The following is a 20584-nucleotide window of genomic DNA, read 5'->3' as shown; positions in this document are numbered from 1 at the left end:
TAAGGGGACGATTCAGGCATTGTCATAAAAGTCCTTGACCACGGCGCCGGCCGTCTCGGCCAGGCGGCGACGCCCGTTGTCGTAATCCAGTATCGGCTCGCCGATCATGATGCGCCCGATCAGCGGCGGTTCGGCCATCAGCCGGAAAAAATTGCGTAGAAAGCTCTCGTTGGGGCCGAAGACGAACTCCTCGTGCAGATCGTCTTCGCGCTCGTAGCGAATGGCCACCGGCACCACCGGCATGCGGGTGCGAATCGCCGGGGCGAACAGCGGCGCGTGAAAGCGCCCGACGCCGCGGTCGGGGCGGATGCCGCCTTCGGGAAAAATGCCGACGCGGTCGCCCCGGCGCATCAGCGCAGCCATCCGCCGCGCGATCTTCTGGCGCGACTCGAGCTTGCCGCGCACGATGAACAGCGTGCCGCCGACCTCCGCCAGCCAGCCGATCAGCGGCCAAGCGCGGATCTCGGCCTTGGCCACCAGCCACATCGGCCACAGCGCCTGCAACAGAACGATGTCGAGCCAGCTGATGTGATTGGCCACGATCAGGGCCGGCCCGTCCGGCAGGCGCCCGGAGATGTCCATGCGCACACCGAACAGACGCAGGGTGATGCGCTGCCAGGTCCGGTGCGCGCGCTTTCGAAGCGGCAGGCCGGCAACCGGAATGCGATTGATGCCGGGCAGGAAGCACAACAGGGTCAGCGGCAGGCCGATGAAGACGTGCAGTGCGAACAGGGGTGCGCGCCAGGCCAGGCGCCAGGGCGTTCTGAACGGCGGCTGGTGCTCTACGGGGTCGATCATCCAGCCGCCTCGCGCGCGTGACCGCATTGCCAGCAGGTCGTGAACTGCCCTTCCAGGCGCTCGCCGCAATCCGGGCAGGTCCAGGGCAGCCCGTCGCCGGCCTCGTCGCGCCGGGCCAGAACGCGCCGGGCCGACTGAACGTCGCGCCTGCGCACCCAGAGCGAGGGACGCGCACCCTCCGAGTAGTAGATCTCAACCGCCACGCCCCACAGTTCCATGCCCCGTAGTTGCACCTCGATGCCGGCCGATTCCAGCAGGCCATGCAGAAATCCGGCCTCGATCGGGTCGTCGGCCGTGGTCAATTGGATCCAGTCGGTCAAGTTTCTTTGCCCTCGGCGGGCGGATTCGGTGCGGCCGCAGGTTAGCACAGGGCAAGGCCGCCGATTCACCCGCAATCTGGCATCATGTAGCGCTTGTTGAAAACCAATCCCGTTTACCGTGCCCACCTTGACCAACAACCGTATCCGAATCGCCTCGACCGGCCGCCAGTTCAGCGCGCGAGCGGATGAAACCATCCTGACGGCCGCCCTGCGCCAGGGCATCGTGCTGCCCTACTCCTGCCGCAACGGCACCTGCGCGAGCTGCAAGTGCCGCCTGATCGAGGGCGAGATCCACTACCCCTTCAACCCGCCGACGGCCCTGGCGCAGGCCGAGCTGCACGACGGCCAGATGCTCAGCTGCCAGGCGGTTGCCACTGGCGACGTCGTGATCGAATCGCGCGAGATCGAGCAGGTCGAGGACATCCCGGTGCGCCTGCTGCCGGGTCGCGTCGAAACCATGGACCGCTTCACCGAAGACACCATGCGCCTGCGCCTGAAACTGCCCGCGGCCGCGCGGCTGCAGTTCCTGGCCGGTCAGTACATCGACATTCTGCTGCCCGACGGCAAGCGCCGCGCGTTCTCGATCGCCTCGCCCCCCTCGGAAAGGGATTTCATCGAACTGCACGTCAAGCACGTCGACGGCGGCGGTTTTACCGGCCACGTCTTCGACGGCATGCGGCCGAAGGAGATTGTCCGCTTCGAAGGTCCGCTGGGCACATTCTTCTTTCGCCGCAGTTCCGAACGCCCTGCCGTCCTGGCCGGCGGCGGCACCGGCTTTGCGCCCCTGAAGGCCATGATCGAGGAGCTGATGCACGCCGGCGACGAGCGTCCGCTGGAACTGTTCTGGGGTACGCGAACGGCCGACGATCTCTACGCCGCCGAGCTGATTCGCGATTGGCAGAAGGAGCACCCGGCCCTGAACTTCGTCCCGGTCGTCTCCGAGCCCGACGGATCATGGGACGGCGAAACGGGCTTCGTCCACGAGGCGGTGCTGCGCCACCACCCCGATCTGTCCGGATGGGACGTCTACATGTCCGGACCGCCGGCGATGATCCACGCCGCCCGCCCGGCCTTCATTTCCGCGGGCGTGCCGGAAGACCGGCTGTTCTACGATTCTTTCGACTTCGCGCCCGACGTGCCGCCGGCGAAGGACCAATAAAAAACCCGCCCCGGCGTCATGCCGGGGCGGGTCGATTCGGGTTGAACCGGCGGGATCAGAACCGGCGGACGATGACCAGCCCGAACAGCGCGATCAGCATCATCAGGACCAGCGATGCCGATCCGGAGAATGCCGGAACCGCCAGGGCCGGAGCCTGCGGCGGCTGCCCCCGGAATGCCAGGCCCATCAGGACACGATCCTCGGTTGTACCGATGTTGACGATCGTGCCGTCGGAAGGATCAATCGTCGACAGCGTCCTTTCGCTATTCGACCAATCGTATCCGGCATAGAGCAGGTTCTCCGACGGGTGCCAGGCCAGTCCGGTGAAGGCCCTGTCTTCCGAAAGCGCGATGGACGAGGCGACGGTTCCGTCGGCAATATCCAGGATGTGCAGCTCCTGCGAACTTTCCCAGGCCGGAGAGAAATAGAGCGTACCGTCGGGTGCGAAGGCGATACCGCCCGATACATTATCAAACGATGGATCCCGCCCGATGATGGTGTACTCGGTCGTGGCGAGGTCGATCGTGGCAAGGTAGCCGCCCGAGCCGCCACCGACCCCGCAGCGGGTACCGATGGCGGAGTTGTTGGCCACCATGGCATACAATTCGCCCGTGTTCGGGTGGAAGCTGATGTCCATGAAGGCGCAGCCGTTGCCGCTATCGTCGAACAGATCGCCCACGACGCTGATGAGATCGCCGGTCGCCGGATCGAGTTCCAGCAGCTGCGCGGTATCGACCTCGCCATTGTTGACGCCGGTGACCGCGTAGAGCCGGCCATCGTTGGCGAAGGCGATGCCGGGCATGCCGGTGCCGTTGTACGGTGTCGACAGGACGGTTCCGCTGGCGTCACCGGTATCGACCAGCACGATCGATCCCGCATCGACGGAGCCGCCTCCGCCCCCACCCGTGGAGGCCAGAAGTTCCTGGGCCATGGCGGAGCCGGATACCAGGCTCATGAAGGCAAAACAGCCCGCGATGATCACTCCCGAAGCGTGATCAAGTCCAGTTGATCGCATATTGATTCCCTCTTGCAGAAGACTTCCCCGGAAAGCCACGAGCGGCCTCCTTGTAGCTGGAGATAATACACCATCCGTGCGGACTGAATCGCCTCGCCGCGGCCTAGTCCGGCGCCAGTTCGCCGTACCAATGGGCCGCGGTGACGCCGCCGTCCATGAGGAAATCGCTGCCGGAGATGAACTGGCCTTCCGGGCCCATCAGGAGGGCCCCAACCGAGCCGACTTCATCCGGGGTGCCAGCGCGTCTGGCCGCGCACACCTCGATCATGCGGTCGTATTGCTGCCTGTGCGGGCCACTCAGTTCCCGCCTCGAAAGCGGCGTGACCACGATCCCGGGACTGATGGCATTGACCCGCGCGCCGCGCCGCGCCCACCGAACGGCCTCGGCCTGCACGCGCAGCGAGCTACCCCGTTTCGCGATCTGGTAGGCCCGGAGCGAATCCGTCACGCGATCAGGCTGGAGCATGTCGAGGTCGAGCAGCTCGTCAGCCGGCGTCGTCGCCAATGCCCTGGTCTGCTCCTGCGGCAGCGCTTCGAGACGATGCCCCGCCTGGGAGGAAACGACCAGACCGGATCCGCCACGCGCGATCGCGTCACCGAAAGCCTCGAGCACCACCGCCGTGCCGTAAAGATCCACCTTGAAGATCAGCGCCGGGGAGGCGCTCGAGGGTGAGACGCCGGCGGAATGGATGACCCCGGTGATGTCACCGAGCCCCCTGGCCTCCTGGACCAGCGCTTCGACCGATGCCCGGGAGCTGACGTCGACGGTTGTCGGATGCACCTCGAACCCGGCATCGCCCATCACTTGCGCGACCGATTCGGCGTTGTCACGCTGCAGGTCGGCCAGCAGCACCTTCTTGCCGGCACTCACACGACGGGCGATGGCCTGCCCGATCGATCCCGACCCGATAACGACGATAAGACCCGACATGGGCACTTCCTTCAGGTGTGTAAGCGAGAGGACACCAGTTTCTCGCCCGCGTTGCAAGGGCCCGATCGCACATCACGAGGCCTTGCCTTCCACCGCCTCGGATTCACTGCCCGCTTCCATTTCGGCTTCCGTCTCGACTGCTGCCGCGGCGTAGCTGAACGGCTCGCCTTCCTCGTCGAGGAGCTGGTTGTCGTACGCCGCCTGAAGGCCGGTATCGTCCTCCGGCTCCTCTTCCTCGGCCTCGTGCTCGATATAGCGCGGATAGAAGGGAGACAACAGCGCCACCACGATCCCGATCGCGGCGAACATGGCGAATGCATCGGCATAGCCGAATTCGTCCACCAGCACGCCGACGATCGGCGAGCCGGCCGCCTGCCCCAGCGCGCAGGCCAGAAACGGGAGCACCGGCCCCATCGACAGCCGCCCCGGCAAGAGCCGGATGCCGGTCATCAGGTAAAGCCCCGTCAGACTCATGTAGGCCAGCCCGAAGACCAGGGCGGAAAACGACGCCAGCACGATCTGGCCGGGGCTTGCCGCGAGCAAGGCCAGGCTCGCGGCCAGCATCATCAGCATCAGCGCATGCGTGATGGGCGGATTGTTGCGATCGGCCAGGTCGGCCACCACGGCACCGCCGAGGCCGGCGACACCGACTGCCAGCCACAGCCAACCGGTTGCACCCGGTGGCAGGGCGCCGAGGGTGATGGCCAGATCGGGGGCAAAGATCCAGTACGCCGCGGACACGAAACCCATCGCGAAACCGAACAGGGACAGCCGGAACAGACGCGACCATTGCAACGCGCTGATCGGTGTCGGCGGCGCGGCGCTCGCCGGCACGACGCGCGAGACCGAGGGAATGAAATACCAGGCGGCAACGACACCGATGCCCGCCACCACCGCAAAGGAGCCGTACGCCAAACGCCAGGCGCCGGCCAGGAACAGGACCGTCGGCACGGCGAAGATGACACCGATGCTGGTGCCCGCGTTCATGACCGAACTCACCCGCCCATGCACCGCGCGCCCGACGAGCGCCTGCATGGCGGCCGTCAGCGCGGGCATCATCAAGCCGGTGCAGATTCCGCAGGCGAACACGCCCGCTCCAAGCGAGAGCGGGCCACCGGCCAGGCTGATCAGCGCCAGCCCGAAAACACCGAAACATCCGGAGAGCACCGCCGTGTTGCGCGCACCGAAACGGTCCGCCACGAACGGCGCAACCAGCGTGGCCAGCACGAAACTGATCAGCGGAAGCGCGCCGATCGTCCCGATGACTTGCGGCGTCAGCTCGAGCTCGGCGCGGATGGGGGGCACGAAGAGCCCGAACGCGAAGCGGGCCAGGCCGTAGCTGATCGCGATCAGCGCCGCCCCGAACAGGGCGAACGCCGTGCTGGAAATGGACTTCACGGCGCCATCCGGTCAATGCAAACGAGCGGCTTCAGCCTGGCGTGCGCCCGGCGCATCGGCTGCCGCATGACGACCGCCCGCTGATGCTCGATTGTCGCGCTTGCCATGATTGCCATGCCGCCCTCACGCAAGTGGAAAAGCCCCTGCCCGGCCCTCGGCGGCGGCGTGCTCACCGAGAAGCAAACACTAAGATTTCCACTGCCCGAGTTCAAGCGTTTTCGTGCTCAACACGATTCGCTTCGGGCCAGAAAGAAACGGCTGCGACGCAACGGTCGCGGGGCGAACTCAGCCGGGGCAGTCCAGAATTTCTTCTTCCCCACATTCAATTGCCACGCAGACCCTGGCCTGCCAGCTCGGGCCGCGGGTCCGCAGCCGCAGCAGGCCGGACTGGCCTTCCTCGCAGCGGACACTGGCCATCGGGCCGGAAGCGAGGTTGAGGGCCAGGTCTCCGGAAACGGACCACTCGTGTTGCAGCTCGTCTTCCTCGGCCTCGGATCGGGCCTGGCACAGATGGTAGCCGGGTCGGGCCTCGCATTCGATGGCGGGCGCAATGGCGTCGGACGCGTTCAGGTGGGCCGCCCAGGCGGCGGATAGAGCCATGGTCCAGACCACGGCGATATGGCGGCGCTTGCACATGGCAGACTCCCGTTGCGCAATTCCAGCCCCTTGATCGGATTTCCCACCCGGATGGATGGGTTTTGGATGCGGAGCAAGCTAGTGTGCCCCGTCACTCATTCTGTAACTTAGAGCGAGTCGGAAAGCGTTTAGCTGCAAGGCCTGTCTCGCAGGGAATGGTGGTGCCATTTTCAAGAGACAGAACGCCGCAGATGAATGCTTTCCGGCTCGCCCTTCGGGAGCGCGCCTGAACCGACATTGCGGCGTTGCGCCCCTTGTAAAGGGCCCCACCATTCACTGCGGGTCGCGCCTTGCACTGTCGGCTCAGGCGCACTCCATAAGCTACAGAATGAGTGACGGGGCACACTAGGGCGAGACCGGCCTGGTGTCAAGACAAACGACCCGTCTGACCAAGGCCGCAAGCGATCGGCTCGAGCGCACTTTATAAGTTACAAACCGAGGGACGGGGTACACTAGAACGCTTCGCGTCGCGGTAAGCCGTGTCCCTGGCAGCCAGTGTTCAAGAAATTCCTCCTCAGTCACCGTCGCCAAATGGCCACCGGAGAAGGCCCGGGCCGCACCAGCCGGCGCGTGCGCCAATGGCTGCGACGCTCCGGTTGCCTGACTTTCAAGCGCGAACCCATCGCGCGCGGCATCGGCATCGGCCTGCTGGTCGGCCTGACCCCGACGGTCGGGCTGCAGACGATCATGATGCTGGCCGGCTGCTTGCTGGTGCGCGGCAATTTTCCGGCCGCGTTCGCCATCTCCTGGGTCAGCAACCCCTTCACCCTTCCGCCGATGGTCTTTGCCTACCACGAGCTGGGCGAATGGCTGTTCGGATCCTGGGTGCGGGAGCTGTTCCAGAGCAGCGACCTGGTGGGCGACGCGCTGATCAGGCTGCTGAACACGGCCCTGGGCACGGCCCTGATCGCCCTCCCGATCGCCCTGCTCGGCTATTTCGCGTCGCTGGGCATCTCCGAAGTCTGGCACCGCCGCCGACACCGGGCTCGCGAAAAGCGCCGCGAAGCCGCCCGCCGCGAGCGTGAAGCCTGAGCGGATCCCGCTACGGCTTTTTGCGGGACTTGAACTTGGCCTTGCGTTCGGCGCGCGTCCGGGCCGGTCGCGTCATGCGGGGCCCCGCCGGTGCATCGGCATCGGATCGCGTCGCGCTGCCCTTGTCTTCCTCCTCGCGCGGTTTATTCTTCCCGAAGGTCTTGTGCGCTCCGCCCGACTTGCCCTTTGCCTTCCGGTCGAACTTGTCGAACGAACGCTTCGGCTCCGAAGGGGGTCGCCCCGCCCCTTCCGAACGGGGCGCGGATCCACCGGGCTCGCCGGAATCGAGCCGGATCCGCAGCGGCTGGCTGGCGACCCGCACGCCACGTAGATGCTCGAGCGTCTCCGGGGCGAGGTTGGCGGGAAGGTCGACAATGCTGAAATCGGGGCGAATGTCGATCCGTCCGATCTGGCTGGCATCCAGCCCCGCCTCGTTGGCGACCGCGCCGACGATATTCCCGGGCTTCACGCCGTGGCGGGCGCCGACCTCGATGCGGTAGCTGACCAGGCCGTCGTCGCCGGCCGAGCGTGGCCCGGCGTCGCGGCGCCCGGGCGCCCCGCGGCCGCGGTCCGCGCGCCGTCCCGGATCCGGATCGTCGAAGGTGACGGGCGCGGGGTCTTCACCCGGCTTGTGGGATTTCTCGCGAGCGATCAGCGCCAGCGCGGCCGCCAGGTCTTCGATGGATGCATCCATGGCTTCGAGGCTTTGCTGCACGGTCTCGCGGCCGGAATCCAGCTCGTCGCTTTCCAGCGCGGCCTTGACCCGCGCCTGGAAGCGAACCAGGCGCCGCGCTTCGACGTCGCCGACCGTCGGCAGCGTCATGGCCTCGATCGGCTGGCGCGTGGCGCGTTCGATGGCGCGCAGCATGCCGCGCTCGCGCGGTGCCACGAACAGGATCGCCTGTCCCGAGCGGCCGGCCCGTCCGGTGCGCCCGATGCGGTGAACGTAGGCTTCCGTGTCGTGGGGAATGTCGTAGTTGACGACGTGGCTGATGCGCTCGACGTCGAGACCGCGGGCGGCGACGTCGGTGGCTGCCAGGATGTCGATCTCGCCGCGCTTGAGGCGATCGACGATCTGCTCGCGCTGCTTCTGCGGCACGTCGCCGTTGAGTGCCGCTGCCGAGAAACCGCGCGCCTCCAGGCGCTGCGCGAGCTGCTCGGTGGCGACCCGCGTGCGGGCGAACACGATCATGGCGTCGAATTCCTCGACTTCCAGAATGCGCGTCAGCGCATCGAGCTTGTGCAGGCCGCTGACGACCCAGTAGCGCTGCCGGATATTGGCCGCCGTCGTGGTCTTCGAGCGGATCGTGATGTGCTCGGCATCGCTCATGTGGCGCTCGGCGATGCGCCGGATCGGATTCGGCATGGTTGCCGAAAACAGCGCTTTCTGACAGGTCGCCGGGATTCGCTCCATGACCTCGCGCACGTCATCGATGAAGCCCATGCGCAGCATTTCATCGGCCTCGTCGAGAACCAGGGTCTGCAGCTGGTCGATCCTGAGCGTGCCCTTGCCCAGGTGGTCGATGATGCGTCCCGGCGTGCCGACGACCACATCGGGTCCGCGCTTGAGCCCGTTGAGCTGCGGCGCATAAGCCTGACCCCCGTAGATCGGCAGGACGTGGAAGCCGCGCAATCCGCTGGCGTAACGATGAAAAGCCTCCGCGACCTGGATGGCCAGCTCGCGGGTCGGTGCCAGCACCAGCGCGGCCGGGCGCGCCTCACCGGGCTTCAACCGGGCGAGGATGGGCAGCGCAAAAGCGGCCGTCTTGCCGGTCCCGGTCTGGGCCTGACCGAGCACATCGCGCCCGGACAACAGCGCCGGAATCGTCGCGGCCTGGATCGGCGACGGCGCCTCGTAACCGAGCTCCGAGAGCGTGGCCAGCAGTGCCGCGGGAAGGCCCAGCGCGTCGAAACTATCGGAGTCGTGGGAATCAGACATGGTTCGGAACTCGTCAGTAATTCGCTCATGATACCGGTTTAACTGTCGTCACCCCCACCCGCTCTTCCACATCGCTTGCCGGTCTGTCATCCGGGCAAATTGCCGGGTATCGCGGTTTTTGCCTATACTGATTCGCGGGGACACATACAGATTGCCAACATGCCATCCACTGTCAGACTCATCGCGCTGGCCAGCCTGTTGCTGGCCGGCTGCAGCACCCTGCCGCAGCGACACGATGCCCGGGTATCAAAAGGTGAACATCTCTGGAACGGCCTGACGCCGGCCGCATCGGTCGAGCAGGTTCCCGACGAGGAGATCCACTTGAGCCAGCTGCTCGAGCACGAGGAACCGAACGCGGCGGCCTGCCGAAAGCATCGCGCGGGCCTGGCGCACTACCTCGAACGCGTGCCGGTGGACCTTGGCATGTGGCGCATGGCCGAACACTGCGCCGGCCTGACCGGTGATACGGCCGGGCGGAACCGGGCTCGCGAGAATATCGATGCCCTGGTGGCTTACGCATTTCGCGACGGTCAGAGCACGGAGCCCTGGTGGCCGGCCAGCGTGCTTCACGCCTGGGACATTCCGGAACTGGCCGCGGAGCGAGGCTTCGAGATCAAGTGGATGCGCGTACTCAGCCTCGACAGCCTGCGTCACCTGCTGGTCGAGGCATCCATGGTCGACGCGCAAGGGCGGGAGAACCGCTACTACTTCGACCTGCTCGACGCCATCCTGCGCCTGAGCGTCGACGACCCCGCGCAGGTTTACCCGGCGGATCGGCGCAACCTCGCGTTCGCCGCCCTTGAAGCCGACGCGATCGCCGGCGACCCACTGGCGCTGACCGGCTATCTGTACATGGACCTGGAATCCGGCGAACTCCACCCGGTGCCGGCGCGTCGAGCCCTGCAGCACGCCTGGGAAGGCGGTGAGGCCGGAGGCGGCCTGATGCTCATGGAGATGTGCCTGACCAACGACGAGCTCGCCTGCGACCCGGCACTGATGCAAGCGGTCACCGACGATCTCATCGAGCGCGATATTGCCGAGGGTCACGTGTTCGAGGCCGCCATGCTGATCCGCGCGGGGCGGTCGCACGAGGACTCGGACGTCCTGGCCGCCATGGATCGGGCCGCAGCGCTCAGTGATCGTGGTCGCATGCTGTACTACCTGGCCGACGTGCTGAGCGAGGCGCATGGGCCGCTGCCAGGCGAGCGCGCCGCCCTGGTGAAAGAACTTTTCCAGCACTCGGCCAGCCTCGACAACGGCGCGGCCGCCCTGCGGCTGGCGACGAACGCCATTGCGGCAAGCGCGGACGATACGCCGCTGGACGCGTCGGTCGAAGCCCATCTCGAGCATGCCGCGCGCCAGGGCCTGCCCCTTGCGCTGCACTTGAAGGGCCGCTTGCTCGCCGATGATCCGCAGCAGCGCATGAGCCTGCTTTACCGGGCCGCCGAGCTCGGCCTGCCCGAAGCCCAGTTCCTGCTGGGCCTTTTCCTGGCTTCCGGCGACAACACCGAGCAAGAACAGAAGGCCGAAGCCTGGCTGAACGAAGCCGCCGACGGCGGCTCGCTGATCGCCATGCGCGCCCTGGCGCAGCGCCGCTTGCGCGGCATCGCCGGCGACATCGATCCCGCGGCGGCCGCCGCCTGGCTGTTCAGCGCCTGGAACTTCGGAGATACCGAAGCGGCGGCCTGGATGATCGCCTTGTACGCGCTTCATCCCGAGCTCAACCCCGAATCGGACACGCCCGCCCTCGAACTGGCCGGCCTCGTCGGACCTGAAGTCGATAGAGAGCAGATCGCCATGCAGATCGATCGGGTCTTCCGCCAGGTGCCCCCGTTCGACGATCACCCCGAGACGGCTGGCAGCCTGCTCGAGGGCTTGAGCGCGGAAGGCTGGGCGGCGGCCAGCCTGATCCTGGGCGAGCGCGCGCTGGAAGGGTCGGATGAAGACGAGGGGTTCGAGGAAGCCCGACGCTGGTACCGGCAGGCCATCACCCAGGGGAGCGTGGAAGCCCATTACCAGCTGGCCAACCACCTTCTCCGGGACATCGGTGATGTCCCCGCGGCCATCGAAGCCCTGAGCAACGGCGCCGAGTCCGGTCATGTTTCGGCCGCAAACGACCTGGCTTACCTGTTGTGCACCGGGGAGCAGGGCGCTGAGCGAGACCCGGCCGACGGCCTGACGATCATCGAGCGCCTGTTCGAGCGGACCGATCAGCAGCATCCCTATCACTACAGCACGCTGGCGGCCTGCCAGGCGGCCAACGGTGACTTCGAGGCAGCGCTGCGAAACCACGATATCGCGTTGACACGGACCCGGCAGGAACAGCCCGACGCCGTCGACGTGCACGATCAGATGCGCCACCGCCTGGAGCTCTACCAGGCCGGCCGACCCTACATCTGGAGCGAAATGACCGACGGGTAGCCGGCCCGGACTACCCTATTGACAGGGCAGCGCTTCGGAGCAATGCTTTCCCGCGTCCAATTCGAAATCCCGGCCCATGTACAGTCCGCGCCACCTGTTCCGCATCGCCCGGCGCGGTCTTGCCGACATGCTGCCGGCGCTGCAGCAAGCGTTCAACCAGCGCGACGATGACGACCGCCTCGATCGTGTATTCGGCCCCTGGCCGCGGCTGGCCATTCTGGCCGTCACCACCGTCGGCCTTGTGCTCGGCTACGGGCTGCAGGGCATACTCGAGCGCTTTGCCATCTTCGAATTTGTCAACGTGGCAGCCGTGCTGTTCGGCGCGGGCTACGCACTGGTCTACCGCCAATACCTGTTCAACGATCCAACGGCGAGCCGGGAGGACTTTCCCTGGCTGGCGGCCGCACTGATCCCGCCAGCAACCGCGCTCGTCCTGGTTTCCTTCGCAGGCCGCTGGCTTGACGGGTTCGAGACGCTATCGGGCGCACCGGCATGGACATCGATAGGCGGCATCCTCGATGCGCTGGCCGACTCCCTGGCGGTCGCGGCCGGCCTGGCGATCGCGGTGGCGGCGCTGTGCTATAGCGAAGCCTGGCCCGAAGCGTTCAAGGCGCTGGTTCGACGGCTGGTCGTTTTCAAGATCATGGTCTGGGTCATGGTGCTGGTATTCGTCGAAATCGGCATTATCGGACCGGTACTTGGTGCCTTGGTCGAGCGCTTCCTCGGAATCGATCTGCCCCACTGGCTGGGCGACTTTGTCGACCAGTTGACCTACGCCGCGCTGATGACGACGATCTACCTGGCCATCATCGGCGGTACCTGGACGGCCTGCCGAAGGAGTTTCGGAAAGCTGCTGCGCGATGGAGAAGTCGACGTACTCGAAACCCTGCACGCCATGGCCGAACCACCGGAGAAGCGGCGCCGCGCCGCAAGAAAGGCGCGTCAACAGGCGGCGAAGAATGCGACCGAGGAATCCGGTGGCAGCTCGAGGAACGCCCCGCCGGAGCATCGTTGAACATCAGCCCAAGCCAGCTAAGGAAACTCTGATCAATTCTGCATGGGGATGCCGTCGTCCCATCGGAAACCGATGCCACCCGCCTGCCAGACGCCGTCGCCGAGCGGACTCGGCCCGCGAATATTGAGACGCAGCGGCAAACCAAAGCGCGGACCGAGATCGTTGACGCCGCGGACGGTGCTTCGGTGCATGATCCGCAAGCCCTGTTCCTCGGCGGGCAGATGCGCCTCGGGGGAAGCGCGGTGCGCAACGGCCAGGTTGTCGACAAAAATGCAGTCGTGCTCCTGGTACTCGTAAGCGATGGTGTACCCGTCCTCGAGGCCCGCATTGAGAATATCGTTGTATTCATGGCACAGCTGCTTGAGTTCTGCGGCATCGAGCAGGCGAAAGCCATCCTCGTCACGAAGCTTCTCGATCACCGCACCGGTCATGCCAAGATGCAACCACAGGCTTTCTCGCCCGGAAATCGGGTGTTCGTGCACCGCCGGATGAACGACGCCCGAAGTCGAGTTGACCGAGGACAGACGGCGCCAGAATTCCTGTCGCGGCTTCGGGAGCGCGTCGAAAGCGGCCCCCTGGTGCGCAAACCAGGTTCCGCCACCGCGTTCGGCCGGCCGGATGATGTGATAGCCCGCGTGCGAAAAGGTGTCCGTGTTGAAGCTCCCGTCGTTGTGCCATTGCGGGCCCACGCCGGGAATGCCGTGACGCGGGTCGTTCGACAGACGGAAAATGTGCGGGTTGCCCCCGGGAGTGGCCGGATGGACGCCATGGGTGCTGTGCAGCTCCTTGCCGCCCCACCATCCGCTGGCGCGCAGGAAGTCATCGGGTGTCAACTGCGTCTCGCTCTTGAAGACGAGAAATCCGCGCTGCGCCATTTCCTGCTCGAGCGCGTCGAGAACCTCGGGCGGCGGCGGCGTCTTCGAGGACAGGTCGAGCCCGCGAACCTCGGCGCCAACCGGATCGAGCGGAAGGATCTCGCCGCCGAATTGCTCGACGATGCCCACGCGCACGGGATCGAGGATCGGAACTTTCGGCTGCCGGGCGGTCGATGTATCGCTTCGTTCAGTCATGCGCCCGACCCTAACGCACACGAAATGAATGCGAAAGAAACGGATCCGGACGGCCGGGCATCATCGCGGACCGCGTTCAGTCGAGGCGGGAAAAATACGCGGTCTGGGTTGGATGGCCGAACTCGGCATCTTCTTCCCCAACGCCGTCCATGCTCACGCGGTAACCATTGCGCTGGGCGACACCGCGCGCCCATTGGCCGAAGCGGGCGCGATCCCATTCGAACTTGTGATCGGCTTCGCGCACTTCGCCGGGACGCAGACCGAACAACGGGTTGTATTCGCGGTTGGGCGTGGTCACGAAAACCACTCGCGGGCGCATCTGCCCGAACACGACCCGCTCCATCGCCGAGAGCTGTCCCGGCTTGATGTGTTCGATCGTCTCCACCATGGCGGCGGCATCGAAGCCCTCCAGGGTCGGCTGCGGCTCGGTGTAGGACCCCTTGACCAGGCGTAGCTGGGGAAACGGTGCCCCGGGATGATCGGCAAGCAGCTCCCGGGCCGCTGCCAGGGAACGCGGGCATGTTTCGAGGCCGACCACCTGCTCGAACTGCGGCTCGGTCGCCAGGCGGTGCAACAGAAAGCCCGAACCGCAGCCGAGGTCGACCACACGGCGCGCACCGCTGGCCTTCAGGCGCTGCAATGCCCGATCGAGGCGCTCTTCGTGCAATACCGACAGACCCGCCATCATGGAGGGCGCTGTGGTGGAATCGTCGTACATGCTCAGGGTCAATTCCTGCTGTGGCCGATGCGGCTTCACGGTGCAGCGGAGAAATGAATTCAGGCGGCTTCGCCACGAATTCCCTTAAAAAACGCCCTTCAGCATAAACGTTTCTCTCAGGGGCGGCAGTTGCCCTAACCCGATTGCCCTGGCGGATTGCACTGGTGGATTGCCCTAGAATGCAGTCATGACGATGTCACCGGAGAACGAACGGGTCGCCGAGGCCACGCGCCAGTGGCTCGAGAATATCGTGATCGGGCTGAAACTGTGCCCGTTCGCCGGCTCGCCCTGGCGCCAGGGCCGGGTTCGGATCAGGGTCAGCGAGGCAACCGGCCGCCAACAACTGGCCCGGGACCTGGTCGACGAATTGCTGGCGTTGCAGGCTTCCGATCCGGCCACCTGCGAAACCACGCTGCTGGTTCACCCCCGTGTGCTGGGCGACTTTCTGGACTACAACGACTTCCTCGACCTCGCCGACCGGCTGCTTGAGGAACTCGCCCTGGACGGACAGATCCAGGTTGCCAGTTTCCATCCCGACTACCAGTTCGCCGACAGCGAGCCGGACGACCCGGCCAACTGCAGCAATCGATCGCCCCACCCCATGCTGCACCTGCTGCGCGAAGCGAGCATCGAGGCGGCCACCGCGAACATGCCCGATCCAGGGGTGATTTTCGAGCGCAATATCGAGACGCTGCGGACCCTGGGCATGGACGGCTGGCAGGAACTGATGGCGCGCCCGAGGAAGGACCGGTCGTAATAGAGCACGCGCTTCGCGATTCGCCGGTCGTCTTGCTCCGTTATTGACAACAGGGCGCTACACTCGGGTCCTACTACAAAGGAAATCGCCAATGTTGCGCTGTCGGCCTTCGGCAATCGCGAGCCTGCTCGCCCTGATCGTGCTCGTTTCCGGCTGCGCAAGTTTCCCGCAGCCGCGCGAGAATCTCCGCTTCGACGACGAACTGAGCGCCGAACAGTGGTTCGAGCGCCTGATGCAGGCCCACGGCGGCGATCTGTCGGCGGAGGCGCGCGACTTCAACCTGGCCATGACCGGCCAGTGGTATTCGCTGATCCAGCGCATCCAGCCGCTGGTCAGCGACGCCGACTACCGGGTTTCGGCCGAGGAACGCTACCGCCCGTCGGAGAATCTCTACGTGGTCCGCCACCAGGGTCCGGCGGGCACGAAGACGGTTTGGCGCCAGGGCGCGGATATCAAGGTCTGGTACGACGGCGAGCCCGTCGAAGACCCGGACGTGCTGGCCGCGACCGCGATGACGACCGACGCCTTCGAACTGTTCCACTTCGGCCCCTCCTTCCTGGCCCGCCGCGGCACCGGTATGACACGCCTGAGCGCCGGCCGCGAGGACGGTCGGCCCTATCCGCGGCTGCTGTTTACCATCGAACCCGGTTTCGGTCAGGCCGAGCGCGACCAGGTGGTTGCCTGGATCGACCCCGACAGCCACCGCCTGTTTCGCGTGCACATCACGCTCAACGGCTTCGAAACCACGCGCAACGCCCACGTCGACACCACGTTCTCGGACTACACGGAACACGGCGGCTACTGGTTCCCGAACGCTTTCGAGGAGCGGGTGCGCGGCCCCATCCGCATCGACGCCCACGACTGGCACATCACCGGTCGGGACATCGATCGCGGCTGGACGCGCGAAGACGTCGCGGGACCGGTATTCAGCGGCGCAGCCGAGCCGTCGGCGGCTTCAAAGTCTGCCGAACCGGACTGACCGACATCGCGGACGAATCCGACACCATCAGGCGACGGGCAGCCCGGAGTCGATTCCGAAGCGATTGAAGGGATGAAGCCAGTTACACTGGCGAGATCAGTCTCAGGGAGCAGACCATCATGATTCAATCCGTCAAATCCAGTGGCGGCGGCCAGCAAGGGCCGCCCGATCTGACCGCCATATTGGAAAAGTTCACCGGCGGTGGCGGGCCGTCGGGCAAGATCATAATCGGCATCGCCATCGTGATCGCCTTGATCTGGGGTGCGTTCAGCGCCTTCTACACCGTCCAGCCCGAAGAGCGGGCGGTAATCAAACGCTTCGGCGCGGTCATCGGCATTACCGATCCGGGCCTGCACTTCAAGATCCCCTTCGGCATCGACCAGGTTCAGCGCGTGGCCACCGAGCGCGTGCTCAAGCAGGAGTTCGGTTTCCGCACCCAGGGCACGCGCCAGGGCGGGCGCTCAACATACAGCAGCCAGGATTTCGAGGCCGAATCGCTGATGCTCACCGGCGACTTGAACATGATCGACGTCGAGTGGGTGGTGCAGTACCGGATCGCCGACCCGATCCAGTTTCTCTACGAGATGCGCGAGCCCACGCGCACGCTGCGCGATATTTCCGAGTCGGTGATGCGCCGGATCGTCGGCAACATGCTCGGCTCCGAAGTGCTCACGATCGGGCGCGTCGAGATCCAGCAGAAGGCGCAGGTAGAAATCCAGGAAATCATGGATGGCTATGACTCCGGCATCCGGATCAACACGGTCGAAATGCAGGACGTCGTCCCGCCGCCGGCGGTGCAGCCGGCCTTCAACGAGGTCAACGAAGCCCGGCAGGAACGCGAACGCATGATCAACGAGGCGCAAAAACGCGTCAACCAGGAGATCCCCAACGCCGAGGGCGCGGCGCTTCGTACCGTGGCGGAAGCCGAGGGCTACGCCACCGAGCGCATCAACCGGGCGATGGGCGAAAGCACGCGCTTCTCGGCGGTGTTGAACGAATACCTCCAGGCACCCGAGGTCACCCGTTCCAGGCTGTACCTGGAAACGCTCAACGAGGTACTGCCCAACATCGGACAGGTCCTGGTCGTCCAGGACGGTCAGATCTCACCGCTGCCATTGCTCGATGTCAATCGCGACGCAGCGCGGCGCACCGGAGGTGACCAATGAAGATGATCTTCATCGCGATCGCCGCGATCATCGTGATCGCCGGCAGCAATTTCGTGTTCTACACCGTCGACGAGGCCGAACAGGCCATCATCGTCCAGTTCGGCGAACCCATGGGTGATGTGATCAGCGAGCCGGGGCTGAAGATGAAGCTTCCCTGGCAGAACGTGCGTCGCTTCGACAAACGACTGCTGGTCTGGGACGGCGACGTCACGCAGATTCCGACGCTGGGCCGGGAGTTCATCCTGGTCGACACCACGGCGCGCTGGCGCATCGCCGATCCGCTGCTGTTCTTGACCAGCGTGCGCGACGAAGCCGGCGCCCGGACCCGCCTCGACGATATCGTCGACTCGGTGGTGCGCGACATGGTGTCGTCGACCGAGCTGGAGGAAATCGTGCGCTCCAAGGACTGGGAAGTCGATGTCGACGACCTGGCCGACCCGGCAATGGCCGACCGCGGCGACATCAACCTCGAGAAGCAGCCCAAGCTCGGGCGCGAACTGCTGGAGACCGAGATCCTCGAACGGGCCCGCGATTCCATGCCCACCCTGGGCATCGAACTCGATGACGTGCGCGTCAAACGGGTCAACTACATCAACTCGGTGCGCAAGCAGGTCGAAAACCGGATGATCGCCGAACGCCAGTCGATCGCCGAACGCTTCCGCTCCGAGGGCCAGGGCCGCAGCCAGGAAATCCTCGGCAACATGGAACGCGATCTTCGCCGTATCCGCTCCGAAGCCGAACGCGAGGCCGAGGAGATTCGCGGTGAGGCCGATGCCGAAGCCACCCGGATCTACGGCGAGGCCTTTGGCGCCGAGCCGGAGTTCTACTCGTTCTTCCGTACGCTGGAGAGCTACCGGGCGCTCGGGCCCAACGCGACCATCATGCTAAAAGCCGATTCCGACTTCTTCCGCTATCTCGAAGCGTCACAGGTGCAGTAGGCCGGGTTGCCGCCCCGCCTTCCCCCGCCGCGGGGGAAGGCGAGTGTTTCTCGGGCAGGATTGGCCAACAATCAGTTCGGAGTCAGGGCGAAGCTGAGCAGCCAGCGGCGGCCGCGTTCGATCTTCGAAACCCGGTGCCGGTAGAGGTCGGGGCGAAACAGGATCACTCGCCCGAACAGGTTGAAAATGTTCTTCTCGCAGATGAACTCGCCCCCGTCCCCGGGTTTGACCAGAACGAAGTTGAGCTTGTACAGCCGCCCCTCGGATACCATGTCCACGTGAGGGACAATCTCGTGGCCCGCCGAATAGCGGACCAGGTAGACATTCAGGCGTTTTGACTGGAACAGAATCCGGTTCTTGACCTTTCCAGGCATTGCGTTCGGTTTCGCTCACAAGCAAATGGGCCTCCCATTCTGAACGACAGGCCGGCTGATTTAAAGCTGGCCCACCTGGGAGTTCATCACCACCAGTGCGCAGCGGTCCCGACCGCTTCGGCGCGACCCACACACCAGCAAAAAGGGGAATCCCGATGTTGTTCCGACTTCTGATCGCTGTCGCATTTGCCGCGGCAGCCGGCCTGGCTGCGGCCGCCGGCAGCTTTACCTACCAGGGCCAGCTACAGAATGCCGGCGGTTCCTTCGACGGCGAGGTCGATCTGGAGTTTCGCCTCTATGACGCCTCCAGCGGCGGTAGCCAGGTTGGTGAAACCGAGATCCGAAGCTCCGTCGAAGTCGTCGATGGCCTGTTCCAGGTCACCCTGGATTTCGGCAGCGACGCGTTTTCCGGCGGAGAGCGATTTCTGCAGATCAGCGTTGACGATCAGGACCTGGCGACCCGCCAGCGCGTCACGCCGGCACCGGTGGCCCTCAGTGTTCTGAACCCGCCGGAAGTCGAGCTGATCTGGGGCCAGGTCGGCAACCAGGCCGTTTACCTGGACGGCGCAGTCGGCATCGGCACATCCAGCCCCGAGGACACGCTGCACGTCGCCGGCATCATCCAGGCCGGAGCGGGCCTTCGACTTCCCGACGGCGTGCTGGTGACCGAGATCAACGAGTTGATCGGACCCGAAGGCCCGCAAGGCGCTCCGGGGCCGCAGGGCGATCCCGGGCCGCAGGGCGACGCTGGCCCTCAGGGCGACCCCGGGCCTCAGGGCGACCCCGGGCCTCAGGGCGATGCCGGTCCGCGCGGCCCCGCTGGCTTGATCGACCACCGCGCCCCGCGCGACAACGCCATTCGGCAGATCGATTCCCAGGGCACCTATCCGGTCATCACGGTTGGGCCGGATGGCCATCCGCTCATCGTTTATCACCATCCCGGCGAGGGCCAAGTCAAGCTGGCGGTCTGCGGCGACCCGAACTGTTCTGCCGCGACCGTTTCAACGCTGGCAGCAACCGACGCTACCCGCGATCACGATGTGACCATCGGCGCCGACGGCCTGCCGATCATCGCCTGGGTCAACTCGGCCAACAACACATTGCAAGTAATGATGTGTGCAGATGCCGCGTGTTCGACCGGAGACGTTCAGACGCTTGCCGGGGGCATCGGTAGTGACAACGGCATATCCCTGATCGTCGGCCCTGAAGGCCTGCCGCTCATCAGCCATCGGGGCGGCGGCGAGCTCATCGTGACCTACTGCATCTTCCCGGATTGTTCGGTGGCGAGCAGTTCCAGCATCTACTCTTCAGGCAAGTACTCTTCCATGGTCATCGCCCCCTCGCCCGGTGGCCAGGGCACCCCGCTGATCAGCTTTGTCGACGATAGCGGAGCAATGTTGGTCGCTCGCTGCAACCAACCGGACTGCAGTTCGGTCTCGATCACCGACTTCCTCGCTCTCGGCGATCAGGTGGAGTCGACGAACATCACGCTCAACCGGCTGGGTCAACCCCAGGTTTTTTACACCCGGGGCAATCCGTCTCCAGGTTCATTTCTGCTGACTTGCACGACCAACTGCGCCGGGCAGGAATCCAACGCCACGCTCTCGGGCAGTCGTCTCGACGCTATGGCCATGGGCGCCCGGGCCCTGCCCCAGGTCACGAGCTCGAGCGCCGGCGGGCTGAGCTTGACCCAATGCGACAACACCTCGTGCTCGGAGCGCCATACCATCAACGAGTTCGGCGGCAACCCGGCCCAGTCCAGCGCCATCAGCCTGCGACCGGACGGTCGACCGATCATCGCCTACAGCAACACCGACGATCAGTCGCTCGAGGTTCTCGACTGCGCCAATGCATTGTGCGCGCCCTATTTCCGACGACGTTGAACGGAACGCCGCTCACCCAGGCGCGTCGCCGAAAC

Annotated in this window: 19 protein-coding genes; 9 read left to right on the top strand and 10 right to left on the bottom strand. The window is 65.4% G+C overall.

Annotated features, from left to right (window positions below; translation table 11 throughout):
• Window positions 1-12: 12 nt before the first annotated feature.
• On the bottom strand, window positions 13-798 hold the full coding sequence (locus tag ACDC67_RS09185) for a lysophospholipid acyltransferase family protein (RefSeq protein WP_376692497.1): 786 nt from the start codon (window positions 796-798) through the stop codon (window positions 13-15).
• Entirely contained in the window at window positions 795-1118 is a 324-nt protein-coding gene (locus tag ACDC67_RS09180; protein WP_376692496.1) for a putative signal transducing protein, read from the bottom strand. The genes ACDC67_RS09185 and ACDC67_RS09180 overlap by 4 nt, the downstream gene beginning before the upstream one ends.
• A gap of 118 nt (window positions 1119-1236) precedes the next feature.
• Here ACDC67_RS09180 and ACDC67_RS09175 point away from each other — a divergent pair, with 118 nt between their 5' ends.
• On the top strand, window positions 1237-2277 hold the full coding sequence (locus ACDC67_RS09175; protein ID WP_376692495.1) for a CDP-6-deoxy-delta-3,4-glucoseen reductase: 1041 nt from the start codon (window positions 1237-1239) through the stop codon (window positions 2275-2277).
• 55 nt (window positions 2278-2332) lie between these two features.
• On the opposite strand, the gene ACDC67_RS09170 is transcribed toward ACDC67_RS09175, so the two are convergent.
• The 4 genes from ACDC67_RS09170 to ACDC67_RS09155 form a co-directional block, all read right to left on the bottom strand.
• Window positions 2333-3232: a DUF6923 family protein gene (locus tag ACDC67_RS09170; protein WP_376692493.1), complete on the bottom strand. Its 900-nt coding sequence runs from the start codon at window positions 3230-3232 to the stop codon at window positions 2333-2335.
• A 163-nt stretch (window positions 3233-3395) separates the two neighbouring features.
• Complete coding sequence (locus tag ACDC67_RS09165; protein WP_376692491.1) at window positions 3396-4223, bottom strand: SDR family oxidoreductase; 828 nt, start codon at window positions 4221-4223, stop codon at window positions 3396-3398.
• Between the two features lie 72 nt (window positions 4224-4295).
• Window positions 4296-5621: an MFS transporter gene (locus ACDC67_RS09160; RefSeq protein WP_376692490.1), complete on the bottom strand. Its 1326-nt coding sequence runs from the start codon at window positions 5619-5621 to the stop codon at window positions 4296-4298.
• A gap of 285 nt (window positions 5622-5906) precedes the next feature.
• Window positions 5907-6257, bottom strand: coding sequence for a hypothetical protein (locus ACDC67_RS09155; RefSeq protein WP_376692488.1), 351 nt, complete (start codon window positions 6255-6257; stop codon window positions 5907-5909).
• 531 nt (window positions 6258-6788) lie between these two features.
• Here ACDC67_RS09155 and ACDC67_RS09150 point away from each other — a divergent pair.
• A complete protein-coding gene (locus ACDC67_RS09150; RefSeq protein WP_376692486.1) occupies window positions 6789-7289 on the top strand; it encodes a DUF2062 domain-containing protein in 501 nt (166 codons plus the stop codon).
• A gap of 10 nt (window positions 7290-7299) precedes the next feature.
• Here the strand turns inward: ACDC67_RS09150 and ACDC67_RS09145 are convergent, their stop codons facing one another.
• Complete coding sequence (locus ACDC67_RS09145) at window positions 7300-9228, bottom strand: DEAD/DEAH box helicase (RefSeq protein ID WP_376692484.1); 1929 nt, start codon at window positions 9226-9228, stop codon at window positions 7300-7302.
• A 159-nt stretch (window positions 9229-9387) separates the two neighbouring features.
• Between ACDC67_RS09145 and ACDC67_RS09140 the strand changes: the two genes are divergently transcribed.
• Window positions 9388-11649, top strand: a complete 2262-nt coding sequence (locus tag ACDC67_RS09140) for a hypothetical protein (protein WP_376692482.1) — start codon at window positions 9388-9390, stop codon at window positions 11647-11649.
• Between the two features lie 76 nt (window positions 11650-11725).
• Window positions 11726-12664, top strand: coding sequence for a hypothetical protein (locus ACDC67_RS09135; protein ID WP_376692481.1), 939 nt, complete (start codon window positions 11726-11728; stop codon window positions 12662-12664).
• A gap of 32 nt (window positions 12665-12696) precedes the next feature.
• Here the strand turns inward: ACDC67_RS09135 and ACDC67_RS09130 are convergent, their stop codons facing one another.
• Window positions 12697-13734, bottom strand: a complete 1038-nt coding sequence (locus tag ACDC67_RS09130; protein ID WP_376692479.1) for a TauD/TfdA dioxygenase family protein — start codon at window positions 13732-13734, stop codon at window positions 12697-12699.
• 76 nt (window positions 13735-13810) lie between these two features.
• Window positions 13811-14452: a methyltransferase gene (locus ACDC67_RS09125; RefSeq protein WP_376692477.1), complete on the bottom strand. Its 642-nt coding sequence runs from the start codon at window positions 14450-14452 to the stop codon at window positions 13811-13813.
• A 187-nt stretch (window positions 14453-14639) separates the two neighbouring features.
• Here ACDC67_RS09125 and ACDC67_RS09120 point away from each other — a divergent pair, with 187 nt between their 5' ends.
• The 4 genes from ACDC67_RS09120 to hflC all read left to right on the top strand — a co-directional run bounded on the left by ACDC67_RS09120 (window position 14640) and on the right by hflC (window position 18292).
• Window positions 14640-15209, top strand: a complete 570-nt coding sequence (locus tag ACDC67_RS09120; protein ID WP_376692475.1) for a DUF1415 domain-containing protein — start codon at window positions 14640-14642, stop codon at window positions 15207-15209.
• Window positions 15210-15300: 91 nt separating this feature from the next.
• Complete coding sequence (locus ACDC67_RS09115; RefSeq protein ID WP_376692474.1) at window positions 15301-16188, top strand: hypothetical protein; 888 nt, start codon at window positions 15301-15303, stop codon at window positions 16186-16188.
• A 119-nt stretch (window positions 16189-16307) separates the two neighbouring features.
• Entirely contained in the window at window positions 16308-17354 is a 1047-nt protein-coding gene (gene hflK, locus ACDC67_RS09110; RefSeq protein WP_376692472.1) for an FtsH protease activity modulator HflK, read from the top strand.
• Window positions 17351-18292, top strand: a complete 942-nt coding sequence (hflC, locus tag ACDC67_RS09105; RefSeq protein WP_376692470.1) for a protease modulator HflC — start codon at window positions 17351-17353, stop codon at window positions 18290-18292. Before hflK ends, hflC begins: the two co-directional genes overlap by 4 nt.
• A 71-nt stretch (window positions 18293-18363) precedes the next feature.
• Here hflC and ACDC67_RS09100 read toward each other — a convergent pair whose 3' ends face one another.
• Window positions 18364-18666 (bottom strand): 2OG-Fe(II) oxygenase, encoded by a 303-nt coding sequence (locus ACDC67_RS09100; protein ID WP_376692468.1) that lies wholly within the window; start codon window positions 18664-18666, stop codon window positions 18364-18366.
• A 155-nt stretch (window positions 18667-18821) separates the two neighbouring features.
• On the opposite strand from ACDC67_RS09100, the gene ACDC67_RS09095 reads away from it, so the two are divergent.
• Complete coding sequence (locus tag ACDC67_RS09095) at window positions 18822-20549, top strand: collagen-like triple helix repeat-containing protein (RefSeq protein WP_376692467.1); 1728 nt, start codon at window positions 18822-18824, stop codon at window positions 20547-20549.
• The last annotated feature ends 35 nt before the right edge of the window (window positions 20550-20584 follow it).

Origin of the sequence: Wenzhouxiangella indolica, assembly GCF_042310355.1 — a bacterium.
Classification (GTDB): domain Bacteria; phylum Pseudomonadota; class Gammaproteobacteria; order Xanthomonadales; family Wenzhouxiangellaceae; genus Wenzhouxiangella.
This window is presented reverse-complemented; position numbering and strand designations above follow the sequence as displayed.